General features: G+C 43.8%; 13 protein-coding genes. 5 read left to right on the top strand and 8 right to left on the bottom strand.

Annotated features, from left to right (window positions below):
- Positions 1-95: 95 nt before the first annotated feature.
- Positions 96-938 (top strand): TetR/AcrR family transcriptional regulator, encoded by an 843-nt coding sequence (locus CF394_RS07895; protein ID WP_094942803.1) that lies wholly within the window; start codon positions 96-98, stop codon positions 936-938.
- A gap of 13 nt (positions 939-951) precedes the next feature.
- Here the strand turns inward: CF394_RS07895 and CF394_RS07890 are convergent, their stop codons facing one another.
- The gene (locus CF394_RS07890) at positions 952-2,652 is read right to left on the bottom strand and encodes an ABC transporter ATP-binding protein (RefSeq protein ID WP_094942801.1); all 1,701 of its coding nucleotides are present in this window, start codon (positions 2,650-2,652) and stop codon (positions 952-954) included.
- Between the two features lie 113 nt (positions 2,653-2,765).
- Between CF394_RS07890 and CF394_RS07885 the strand changes: the two genes are divergently transcribed.
- On the top strand, positions 2,766-3,311 hold the full coding sequence (locus tag CF394_RS07885; RefSeq protein WP_094942800.1) for an ECF transporter S component: 546 nt from the start codon (positions 2,766-2,768) through the stop codon (positions 3,309-3,311).
- A 30-nt stretch (positions 3,312-3,341) separates the two neighbouring features.
- On the opposite strand, the gene CF394_RS07880 is transcribed toward CF394_RS07885, so the two are convergent.
- Positions 3,342-4,328 carry a sodium:calcium antiporter gene (locus tag CF394_RS07880; protein ID WP_094942798.1) on the bottom strand — a complete coding sequence of 329 codons (987 nt, stop codon included), beginning with the start codon at positions 4,326-4,328 and terminating at the stop codon, positions 3,342-3,344.
- A gap of 311 nt (positions 4,329-4,639) precedes the next feature.
- Here CF394_RS07880 and CF394_RS07875 point away from each other — a divergent pair, with 311 nt between their 5' ends.
- From CF394_RS07875 to CF394_RS07865, 3 genes are all read left to right on the top strand, one after another.
- Positions 4,640-5,173 (top strand): sigma-70 family RNA polymerase sigma factor, encoded by a 534-nt coding sequence (locus CF394_RS07875; RefSeq protein ID WP_094942797.1) that lies wholly within the window; start codon positions 4,640-4,642, stop codon positions 5,171-5,173.
- On the top strand, positions 5,148-6,263 hold the full coding sequence (locus CF394_RS07870; RefSeq protein WP_094942795.1) for a TolB-like translocation protein: 1,116 nt from the start codon (positions 5,148-5,150) through the stop codon (positions 6,261-6,263). The genes CF394_RS07875 and CF394_RS07870 overlap by 26 nt, the downstream gene beginning before the upstream one ends.
- A 247-nt stretch (positions 6,264-6,510) precedes the next feature.
- Complete coding sequence (locus tag CF394_RS07865; RefSeq protein WP_094942794.1) at positions 6,511-7,650, top strand: zinc-dependent alcohol dehydrogenase; 1,140 nt, start codon at positions 6,511-6,513, stop codon at positions 7,648-7,650.
- 40 nt (positions 7,651-7,690) lie between these two features.
- On the opposite strand, the gene CF394_RS07860 is transcribed toward CF394_RS07865, so the two are convergent.
- The 6 genes from CF394_RS07860 to CF394_RS07835 all read right to left on the bottom strand — a co-directional run bounded on the left by CF394_RS07860 (position 7,691) and on the right by CF394_RS07835 (position 11,956).
- Positions 7,691-8,326: a nitroreductase family protein gene (locus CF394_RS07860; RefSeq protein WP_094942792.1), complete on the bottom strand. Its 636-nt coding sequence runs from the start codon at positions 8,324-8,326 to the stop codon at positions 7,691-7,693.
- Between the two features lie 66 nt (positions 8,327-8,392).
- Positions 8,393-9,010, bottom strand: coding sequence for an alpha/beta hydrolase (locus tag CF394_RS07855; protein WP_094942791.1), 618 nt, complete (start codon positions 9,008-9,010; stop codon positions 8,393-8,395).
- Between the two features lies 1 nt (position 9,011).
- The gene (locus CF394_RS07850; protein ID WP_094942789.1) at positions 9,012-9,452 is read right to left on the bottom strand and encodes a MarR family winged helix-turn-helix transcriptional regulator; all 441 of its coding nucleotides are present in this window, start codon (positions 9,450-9,452) and stop codon (positions 9,012-9,014) included.
- A gap of 100 nt (positions 9,453-9,552) precedes the next feature.
- Entirely contained in the window at positions 9,553-9,819 is a 267-nt protein-coding gene (locus CF394_RS07845; RefSeq protein ID WP_094942788.1) for a hypothetical protein, read from the bottom strand.
- Positions 9,819-11,000 carry an acetyl-CoA C-acetyltransferase gene (locus CF394_RS07840; protein WP_094942786.1) on the bottom strand — a complete coding sequence of 394 codons (1,182 nt, stop codon included), beginning with the start codon at positions 10,998-11,000 and terminating at the stop codon, positions 9,819-9,821. Before CF394_RS07840 ends, CF394_RS07845 begins: the two co-directional genes overlap by 1 nt.
- A 113-nt stretch (positions 11,001-11,113) precedes the next feature.
- Positions 11,114-11,956, bottom strand: coding sequence for a 3-hydroxyacyl-CoA dehydrogenase family protein (locus CF394_RS07835; RefSeq protein WP_094942785.1), 843 nt, complete (start codon positions 11,954-11,956; stop codon positions 11,114-11,116).
- Positions 11,957-11,960: the final 4 nt, after the last annotated feature.

Raw genomic sequence — 11,960 nt, 5'->3', positions numbered from 1 at the left:
CTTCCTTTCTCTTTGACGAAAATCAACTCACCACTTTATACTAATGACCAGTTGGTCAAACGTCAATTTCAACCAACTAAAAAAGGAGTAAAAATATGTCTAAAAAGCAACAGATTTTAGAGACAGCTATTCAATTGTTCGCAGAACACGGAATAGAGGCCACTTCTATCCAACACATCACCAAGTCTACAGGTATCTCTAAAGGCGCATTTTATTTATCCTTTGCTTCTAAAGAAGACTTGATCAAAGAGATTATCGATACTTTCATGAAACAGTTTGTTGCAGATATTGACCGAGTGGTCAATACACAACATCCAGCAGATGAGAAACTACAGGATTACTTCTCTGCACATTTGAATTTACTGGAGAAACATGCGAATTTCGCGAAAATGTATGCGCAAGAGCAGATGTACAGTATCAACGAAGAAATAGTAGAAAAACTGATGTATTACGATGCCTTGATCGATCAATCTCTTCTCTCACTGTTTCAGGAATTGTTCCCTCAGCAAACGGAACAACAAGCCATCGATTTGCTCGTCTCAATCAAAGGGCTCATCCGAATCTATTCACAGCTGATATTGTTCCATCCCTATCCGCATGATACGACTCGTATTGTAGAAGTTTTAGTAGAGAAGACGATGCTGCTAGGTAAGCATTCAAACACCTTCTATTTGACTATGGAGATGGTGAAACTTCCGGTTACTAGTGAACTTACCAAACCGAGTGCAGAGTCTATTCAATTAGTCATAGAAGACTTGAAAAAGGAACGCCATCCGGAACTAATTGAAGAGACATTTGAGGTCTTGCTTGAGGAATTGCAAAGAGAACTACCACGTCAAGCAGTTCTCCAAGGATTGTATGGGCATCTAATCGCTTATACGCCAACTAAGTGGTTATCGTATCTTGTAAAACAAATAGACACTAAAAAAGACGCCTAGTTGGCGTCTTTTCTCATGTGAACAATTGTGCGTTCTTGACGAGTTCTTGATAATACGAGTTGGTTTCCACCAATAGCTGGTGAGTGCCTGTTCCCCGTACCCCTTTGTCTTTGATGACAACGAGTTGATCGGCGTGTTGCACTGTAGACAAGCGATGTGCGATCACAAGCGTCGTACGACCTTTCATGATGCTTTGCAAGGCTTGCTGGACCAAGCGTTCGGATTCTGTATCTAAACTCGAAGTAGCTTCATCCAATAGCAAAATTCTTGGATTACGGATAACCGCCCGAGCAATCGCAATTCGCTGCCTCTGACCACCAGAGAGTTTGATCCCGCCCTCTCCAACTGGCGTCTCAAGCCCCTGCTCTAGTTTAGAAACAAACTCCCAAGCATTCGCTTGCTTCAATGCTTGTTCCATAGCTTCATCTGAGACAGATTGAGGATCTACACCATACAGGATGTTATCTCGAATCGTTCCGTTCATGAGCGGACTTTCTTGAGAGACGTACCCGAACAAGCTACGCCATTCTTTTAAGTCGATGTTTCCAATGTCAGTATCTCCATATAAAATGGTGCCATCACGCGGTTGGTAAAATCTCTGAAGCATAGAAAACAAAGTGGTCTTCCCTCCACCACTCTCCCCAACAAAGGCTGTGACTTTTCCTTTTGGAATGATTAAAGAGACGTTGTCTAAAATGACTTTTTCACCATATGCAAATGTAACATCTCTAAGCTCTATGTCTTGCTCTTCACTTGGAAGGGGGATGCCTCCGCTAGTTTCTTGAGGTCGCTCAAGAATATCCTTAATACGCTCTGTTGCCCCGACTGTTTTTTGATAAGCCGTGAAGAAACTCGCCATTTGGGTAAACGGGACAATGATTTGAATCAAGTAAAAGATAATAGCTACTAGAGCACCTGCCGTCAATGCTCCTGAAGCTACTTGGGCACCTCCGTATCCAAACACAACGATAAGCACTAGCGTCATGACGAGCGTCATAACTGGAGACAATACGGCTACAAGCTTGGCTTCTTTTAGATAGAACGAGTAAATTCGTGCAACTTGCTGCTCCCCGTGGAGCTGCTCCTTTGGTTCAGACTGACTATACTTTACGAGACGAATGTTTTGAAGGACTCTTCCAAGTTGTGCACTAAATGTGGCCACTTCATCTTGAGTGGATTTCGCCACTTTGGACATCATGCGCCCAATAGGGAACATAATAGCCAGAGTGACAGGTACCGAAATTAGCAGAATCAATGTCATCTTCCAGTCAATATAAATCAATATCGCTATGGCACCAACAACTGTAAGAATACTCGTAAAAAATGTGATCAAGTGATCGGTAATGAGTGACTTGATCACCCCCGTATCTTGGAGGATCCGACTCATCAATTCTCCAGACTCTTCTTCATCAAAGAAGGCGACAGGTAGTCCGAGTACATGACGCCATACTTTATTGCGAATGTATGCAACTACGTATTCTCCAATTTTGCGCATTAAATAAAAGGCGACACCTGATAGTATCGCTTGAACAATCAACAGTAGGGCGACTGCAGCGAGCATCCACGCACTGATGCCACCTTCTGTGAAGCTGTCTATGAAGTCCATAGTCAGTAATGGCACTACAAGCCCGAAGGCCGTTTCAATTAGACTGAAGAAAAAAGCAAAGCCAATCATCCACTTCGGCCATTTCATTCCCTCGACTAACGCTTTCATCTTCTCTCTCCCCTTTTTCTGACCACCTATTTTTATTTAAAACTGATACTTTTTGAGGGTTCAGCTTTTTGGTAAAGTAAACTACATCTTAGACACTAGAAAGAAGGTATCTTATGCAAAACCCTCAAACACTTTCGCGCCCTACTTCACGCGTTAAGACCTTTGACCTTATTTTAACATCTATGTTGATTGCTTTAGTATTTGTATCCACCATGATGCTCAACATTCGTCTTCCTATCGCTGCCAATGGCGGGCTCGTCCACCTGGGTACAGCTATGCTGTTCATTTCTGCTATGTTGTTCGGACCTAAAAAAGGAGCCGCAGCTGGAGCCTTCGGTATGGGGCTGTTCGATATTGCAGGCGGTTGGTTAGCTTGGGCACCTATTACGTTTGTAGCACGTGCCGTACAAGGATTTGTTGTCGGTAAGATTGCATGGGCTGGAAACCGCAATGGATCAAGCATTGTTTGGAATATCATTGGAGCGGTCATCTCTATCCCGTTCATGCTTGTCCTTTACTATATCGGTGAAGCGATTATGTACCAAAGCCTTATTGCTCCTCTAGCTTCCGTCACAGGAAACCTAGTTCAAAATGGTATCGGCTTACTTATTGCGATTCCAGTTGTAGTCGCTCTAAAGCGTCTTCCTTATTTCAAGTAAGCAAAAGCACGGCCAGCTGGCCGTGCTTTTTTATGCTGCAAAGAGCAAATACGTAGTTCCAAAGTAAACTAGTACGGTGATAATGGAAGGTAAGATATATCTTGGTCCTGACACATTTCGTTTTCGCTGGATGGTATACATCACCAAGAAGGATAAAAATGTGATACTAATCCCTGTGATGATATGGCTTGTTGCTGCGACATTCAAAATAGATTGACCATTATAAACGACATCAGACATCACCAGGATCAGCATATTAAATAAGTTACTTCCAAGAATAGATCCGAAGGCTAAGTTGACATTACGTAAGCGCAAGGCAACGAACACGGAAACGGCTTCTGGTAGTGAAGTTGTGGCAGCAATTAAGAAGCTTCCAATAAAGCTTGCTCCTAATCCCGTTAACACTGCAATTTGATCTCCTAATATCGAAAGAGCTGTACCAGCAGCCATGATTACCACAGCGGCAACAGCAAAACCAATTACCGCTTTTTTCACTGAGATATCTGAACCGGCTGTCTGCTCCTCAGTTGTAGTTGGTTCTGCAATAGGATGTTCAGCCGCTTTTTTATTCATCCACACTAGACCTGCGATATAGATGATTAAAATCGCAATCGTTTCAATACCAACGCCTAATAATGTTGGTGTCTGATTATAAAGCAACCCTGTTAATGCCAAACCAGTTAGCACTATACCGAGAATCGCTGAATACAAATGAGTACGATCCACTTTTTCATAAAGTCGTTTACTTCTAAAGTACAAATCAAACATGGCTAGTATGAAAAGATTGAATAAGTTGGACCCTAATACATTTCCAACTGCAATATCTGGGCTTCCAATCACAACTGCCGATATACTCGTTGTTACTTCTGGAAGTGAAGTGGCACCTGCTAATAAGATAGTCCCTACCAGCAGACCTCCCATAGATGTTTTTGAGCTAATAACATCAGCGAATGTTGATAACTTCATTGCAGCATATACCGTGACAGCAGCTACAAGAATGAACAATACATACACCATTTAAATTCCTCCTTTTCACTAAGAGTAGAGACAAAAAAAGACCTTTTTATGAAAACATCTGATGAGTCAGCTTGTTTTCATAAAAAGGTCTTGTGCGCTCATTGCGAGCGGGATGGTCCGGGTACTCGGTACCGGAATGACGAACACATCACTTGTCACTACTCCCCTATTTATAGTTTTAGTATAGCGGGCACTTGTATTCTTGTCCAGCGAGAAGACCAGCATCCTAAGTAAATCTTTTCTTTTATTTAATAAATATGAAACCATATAAGAAGCTGCTTTGTCTAACGTTTAGGAAAGGATGCGGTGATGTGACAGAAGAACAAAAAAACCAGCTTCTCAATGAAGCAATGAATGAGCACGGTGACATGATCAAGCGCGTCATCTATTCCTACGTGCGCGACAGGCAGCGAGCGGAAGACATCGCTCAGGAAACGTTTGTGAAGTTTTATCTGAGCCTTCATAGGTTCGACGGACACGCTTCTTATAAGACATACATTTACCGGATTGCAGTCAACGAAAGCTTGAATCACTTAAAGAGCTGGCATCAAACCAAAGTATCCTTCCGTGACAAACTGAAGTTCTGGGAACGACGGGAAAGCACAGAAGATACCTACATACAACAAGAGCGGACATCGGAATTCCAAACTGTCCTCGAGTCGATCCCCCTCCATTACCGAGAGACCTTATGGCTCTATTATTATGCGGAGTTATCGGTAGCGGAAGTTGCGGACGTACTGGGGTGCTCAGCCAATACAGTGAAAACACGGTTAGCTCGTGGACGTGAACATCTGCGGGAACAATTGGAGGTGAATGGCTATGAACATCAAACAGTTACTGAGTGAGACGATACCTGATGACATGACGTTAAGTGAACGAGAAAAAGCGGCGATTCGACAACGTATACATGTAAACAAAAAGCCTAATTCTTTGCGATTCTTAGCACCAGTTGTGGCGGCTTCCGTTTTATTGTTGGCACTTATTCTTTTCATACCTACTCTAACGCAGGATCAACAACCAGCTTTCGAAATCGAGCGTTCGGTAGCATTACCAGATATACCGTATGATTCGTTAATTCCGTCTACGTATATCGAGCAAACTGATGAACTGATCTATACAACCAATGATGGGATTTATCGCTATTCGTTCGAACAAGGCGTGAGTGAAAAGTTATACGATACACCAAAGCGTATTTATGATTATGTGGCTTCGGAGAAGTGGATCGTTTGGAAAGAAAATACGGACACTAATAGTTTTCTTCATATTGTTAATCGGGAAACGGGTGAGGAAAATAGTATAACCAATGATTCAGCGCTAATTATGAGTATAGAAGGCGACAAACTGGTTCACTTAAGTATTTCTACAAACCCACCATCTTTTTGGTTACTCGATCTAGCGACACTGCAGGATACTTCTTTACATTCTCAAGGGAAAGATGGGTCATTGGGAATGCTCGATCATGAAAATGGGAAGATTGTTTTTTCTGAACGTACGGAAGACACGTCAACTCTTTTTGTGTACTCAGATGTAACGGGCGAACTGTTACATGAATTCCCTTCTCCCTACGCGTCCGTTCAAAGGTTGCAAATTATCGGAGACCGTATTTACGGAGATTTTGCAAGCGAAGATGAACATATGCAGCTTGGTTATTTGACTATGAGTACGGGCGAATACACAGAACTCGATACACCCACTTATTGGAACTCGATTATATTTGGGGACTATGTAGCTTTAGACATGCCAGATAAACGTGGAAGTGATTTATCGGACGTAAAGTTGTATAAGGTGAAAGGTCAAGAACTCGTGCCTATCTCGCAATTCCCAGAGGTCAAGGAACGTTTAGTCATCCCTTATCTATTTGGCAGGGATTTTGCATTCTTCATCGAAGAGGATTTCATCTCAGATGGACCTACCCTCCACTTCGTGAAACCTTAAAAAGCCACGGCGCAAATTGCGCCGTGGTTTATTTAACTTCCATATCTAAAAGAAGCAACTATCCTCGCGGGATGTTTTGGACCAGGCATTATTCGTTTCGTAACAAACAACAGAATTACTGGAGATCAAATTGAACAAACTATCACGACTATAAATCATTTTCATTAATTTGCCACTTTAGTCGCAGATTATTTCACCGTCTATAGGGAATAGTGTACTAATTCAACCCGAAAGGACGGATGTTAGGATGAAAGCAGTTACGTTTCAAGGTTCAAAGGACGTGCAAGTAAAAGAAGTCGCAGATGCAAAGATTGAGAAATCAGATGATATTGTCGTGAAAATCACAACCACAGCGATATGTGGATCCGATTTGCATATTTATCGCGGAGCTCTTCCGACGCGAAAAGGCTATGTCATTGGGCATGAACCGATGGGAATCGTAGAAGAAGTCGGGCCGGATGTGACATCTGTGAAAAAAGGCGACCGGGTCGTTATTCCGTTTAATGTAGCATGCGGCGATTGCTTCTATTGTCAGCACGACATGGAGAGTCAATGTGACAATACCAATGATAATCCAGAAATTGATTCCGGTGGGTATTTTGGATTTACTGAACGTTACGGGGACTGGGCAGGCGGACAAGCGGAATATTTACGCGTACCGTTTGGCAATTACCTTCCGTTTAAAATCCCAGAGTCCAGTGAACTTGAAGATGAAGCCCTTTTATTCCTTTCGGATGTCTTGCCTACTGCATGGTGGAGTGTCAAAAATTCTGGGATGAAAAAAGGAGACACGGTCACAGTTTTAGGATGTGGTCCGATTGGATTAATGGCACAAAAATTTGCATGGATGCTTGGAGCTAAGCGCGTCATTGCCATTGACCATGTGCCATATCGTCTTCAAAAAGCCATTCAGATGAATAAAGTGGAAGCGTATAACTTTGATGATTTTGATCATATGGGGAAACATATCCGTGAAATCACGAATGGTGGTGCGGACATCGTCATTGACTGTGTCGGAATGGACGGAAAGATGTCCCTTGCTGATAAAGCCCAGCAGAAACTGAAACTCCAAGGAGGCACATTAAGTGCACTGGATATTGGTCTGGAAGCAGTCCGCAAGTTCGGAACGATTCAAATGACGGGTGTGTACGGATCTAGTTATAACAATTTCCCTCTCGGAAACATTTTCGAACGAAACGTCGAGTTAAAAATGGGACAGGCTCCTGTCGTGCATTTAATGCCGATGCTCTATAAGAAAATTGAAGACGGCGAGTTTGATCCTACGGAAATTATTACACATCGTATGAGCTTAGACCAAGCGGCTGATGCGTACGAGCTGTTCCATGACCATCAAGACGATAGCATTAAGTTTGTATTGAAACCATAAAAAAAGCTGAGTTGCACACACGTGCAGCTCAGCTTTTCTATTATACCCATTTCGCTATATCGTCAATCGGTAAACGAACCGATGCATGCCCTTCATCAGCCGCTTTACCGATAGAAATCAACATCACAGGTTCGAAGCGGTTCTTATCTAAATCATAGGCTTCAGCAATCTTGGCTTTTTCAAACCCACCCATCGGGTTTGTCGCATACCCACGTGCTTGGGCAGATAACATGATTTGCATAGAGACGAGACCCGCATCGATAAAGTTCATGGCTCTCATTTCTTCACGTGGAATGGCACGTAACATACTCTGAATTGAAGGTACTTGGCGGTCTCGCACATCTGCTGGCATGACGCCTTCTTCTACCGCTAGATCATAAATTTCCTGCGTCGTTTCAATGTTTTCCATATCTACAAAGACAGCAATGACCGCAGAAGACGTTTCTACTTGACGCTGATTCAACTTCGCTAGTTCTTTCAATGTCGCTTTGCCTTCTTCACTTTCAATGACGAGGAAACGCCATGGCTGCAAGTTTAATGATGATGGGGCAAGCGTCGCCTCTGCTAAAAGCTCTTGCATCTCTTGTTGTGAAATTTTCACATCTGGTTGATACGTACGAATCGAACGGCGTGACTTGACCGTCTCTTGATATGTTGGTTGTGTTGTCGTTGTCATTTATAAAACCCTCACTTTTATACTCTTTAGCATGTTAGCTAGTCTAAACTCAGCTCCCATTCGAAGTCAATTACTCTGCTTGAAATGGCGTGTGTACCACTGTTTCGAGGCATCCACTTCCGTGCCTGTCAATTGGTGGCCATACGGCTCCACATGCATAGAAACATGTGCGCCATACGCTTCTAACATCTGTTGAAGATCTCGCGATTCTTCATACGGTACCATCTGGTCGTTCTCTCCTGCACCTATAAAAATAGGCAGACCACTGATGTCTGGAATTTGGGCTTCTCGGTTCGGAATCATTGGATGATACAAGATGGCTCCTGCCAAGCAATCTTTCTCGGTCATCACTAGATTCGCCGCAATATTCGCTCCGTTGGAGTAGCCAACAGCCACAACGTTCGTAGAGTCAAAACCATATTCTTTCGCCGCTTCATTTACGTAGTCATATAACTCTTTTGTACGGAAAGCAAGGTCTTCTTGGTCTAGGACACCCATTGCTAGTCGTTTAAAGAAACGTGGCATGCCATTTTCCAAGACGTTGCCACGCACACTTAGAACGTTCGCTGTGTCATCAATCATAGATGCGATAGACAACAGGTCGTGTTCATTGCCCCCTGTTCCGTGTAACAGGAGAAGGGTTGGTGCTTGTTGATCGGTCCCTTTTTTATAAATATGCTTCATATTATCTCTCTCCTTTACGAGCAGCTTTTCCAAGTTTACGTGTTAACTCAATCCACTCTTTTAATGTTACTTCATCGACTCCGTCAAAAAACTGTGCCATTTTCTCGAGATGTTCGGGAAAGGCCTTTTCCATTAATCGTTGCCCTTCGTCCGTCAATTCCACATAGGTCACGCGACGATCTTCTGCACATAGCGTGCGTTTTAGTAATTGCTTTTTAACAAGTTTATCTAGCACATACGTGGTACTACCACTCGTGATTAATACGTGTCGGGCTACTTTTTGTACGGGTTGACGACCTTGGTGATACAATAATTCGAGAACAGAGAATTCTGTAACATGTAGACCATGCATCGCGGCATCTTCTTTGATTTTTTGATGAAATGCACCTGATGTGCGAACCAAAGCATCGATGGCTCGTCCCACTAATTTTGTCTCCACCATAGTAGACCCTCCTTTTATCTTGATTTTAAGATATTATAGCACGACATGGAAAACAACGTCAAAAAAGAGGCTCACGTCTCCGTAAGCCCCTCGCTACATTCTATAGAAAAATTCCTCGAATCAGGATGACTGCACTGATGATAGCGCAGATCGGAAAAAGAATCATGATGAGGGCGACTCCCGCAAAACCGTCTCCCTCATAAATTGCGTAGCCCATACTGATCAGCCAACTAGCAAGTGGCGTGATGATCAATAAAGAAACGATGCCCCAGGTCACCCAGCGAATCTTCTCCGATTTCTTTCTTACCCAGACGAACGTGATACCGATGGCTAATAGAAGGACAATGCCTGCAATTAGAAGTTCCATCAGACGCTTTCAATGACCAAAGCAATTCCTTGGCCTCCACCAATACATAAACTCGCCACACCGTATCTCAGCCCGCGCTCTTTTAATTCATACGCAAGGCTAAGCACAATGCGTGCCCCACTTGTTCCCACAGGGTGTCCAAGTGCGATGGCCCCACCGTTGACATTCGTTTTTTCTCGGTCTAGACCTAACTCTTTTTCTACAGCCAGATACTGTGCAGCAAAGGCTTCGTTCACTTCAAACAAATCGATTTGTTCAAGTGACATGCCTGCACGGTCGAGTGCTTGTTTGATAGCTGGTACAGGACCAATTCCCATAATTTCAGGATCCACTCCGGAAATCCCCCAAGATACGATGCGCGCCATCGGTTTTAATCCGTGGCGATCCACTGCATTTTTGCTTGCGATCACCAGACTCGCGGCTCCGTCGTTGATGCCACTTGCATTTCCTGCTGTAACTGTTCCATCTTTCTTGAAGGAAGGACGCAGCTTTCCAAGTGTCTCGGCCGTTGTCTCTGGCTTGATGTGTTCGTCTTTATCCACCACTAGCGTCCCTTTACGGGTTGCCATTTCAAATGGCACAATCTCTTTGCCGAAGCGACCTGATTCACGGGCAGCTGCAGCACGCTCATGGCTCAGTGCTGAAAACGCGTCTTGTTCGTCACGTGAAATGTCGTACATCTCAGAGAGTTTTTCTGCAGTCATCCCCATGCCGTTTCCTGTATAATCATCGGTCAACGTCGATAACAGCATGTCTTCAAACTTCATCGGACCGAGTTTGGCTTGATGGAAGCGGCTGCTAAAATTCGCATAAGGTGCCATCGACATGTTTTCTGCTCCCCCTGCCAGCACAATTTCTGCTTCTCCAAGTTGAATCATCTGTGCCGAGGAAACGACAGCTTGTGTTCCCGAGCCACACAGGCGATTGAGTGTCAGTGCTGGAACTTCTTTCGGGACGCCTGCTTTTAGTCCAATGTGACGTGCAAGATATGCTGCATTGGTGTGCGAGTGAATGACGTTGCCGTAAACCACGTGATCAATTTGTTCTGGCGTGACGCCTGACCGTTTCATCGCCTCTTCTGCTGTGACTTTTCCAAGCTCATCCGCTTGAATCGTTGAAAACGATCCCCCGAACGCCGTAAAGGCTGTACGTGCGCCATCCAATATGTACACTTCTTTCATGTTGAAACATCCCCTTTGCTCATCCTATATACGATTCAATTACTTTTTAAGTATATCGATTTTCTAGTGAAAAGAACACGACAACAGACGAACCTTTCGATTCGCCCGCCCCTTTATTCATATGAATAAAAGCCTCGTCCTGACTTTCTTCCGTAGTGACCTGCTCTCACTTTCTTCTTCAATATGAGTGGCACTCGATATTTGGAATCTCCCGTCTCCGTAAAGAGGGTTTCACACACAAATTGAAGTGTATCTAGACCAATCAAGTCAGCTAAAGCTAATGGTCCAATCGGTTGATTCGTTCCGAGCATCATGCCTCGGTCAATGTCTTCTTTTGATGCCAGACCTTCTCCGTAGACAATCATGGCTTCATTCAACATGGGTACCAGAATCCGGTTGACGACAAATAGTGGTGAGTCGAGAACCGTGATCGCCTCTTTCCCAAGAGATGTAATCACGTCCTTCACCGATTGAAGCGTCTCTTCTGACGTTTCTTCCGCTTTGACCACTTCGACCAGCTTCATCAGAGGCACAGGGTTGAAAAAATGCATGCCGACCACTTGCTCCGGACGTTCACTGGCTGCCCCCAATTCTGTCACACTGAGTCCTGATGTGTTCGATGCGAGAATGGTAGATTCTTTACAGATGTCTCCTAGCTGTTTGAATACCGTTTTTTTGATTGCCATCTGCTCCACAATCGCCTCGATAATCAAATCGCTCTCTGCCAATTTTTCTATTTCCGTGACGTAGTCGATGCGTTGTACTACTTCTTCCGTCGCCTGTATTTCTTTCCCTTGTTTTTCGTGGATTTTTGATACACTCTTGTGAATACTTTTCTTTGCTTTATCTAAGCTGGTTTGTTCGATATCAAATAATTTCACTTCGTATCCTGACATCGCAAAGGCTTGCGCGATGCCATGTCCCATTGTGCCTGCGCCTAGTACGCCGATTTTCATTCCA

The organism is Tetzosporium hominis, assembly GCF_002265435.1.
In the GTDB taxonomy this organism is placed as follows: Bacteria; Bacillota; Bacilli; order Bacillales_A; family Planococcaceae; genus Chryseomicrobium; species Chryseomicrobium hominis.
The sequence above is the reverse complement of the archived record's forward strand: the minus strand, read 5'-3'. Positions and strand labels throughout refer to the sequence as shown.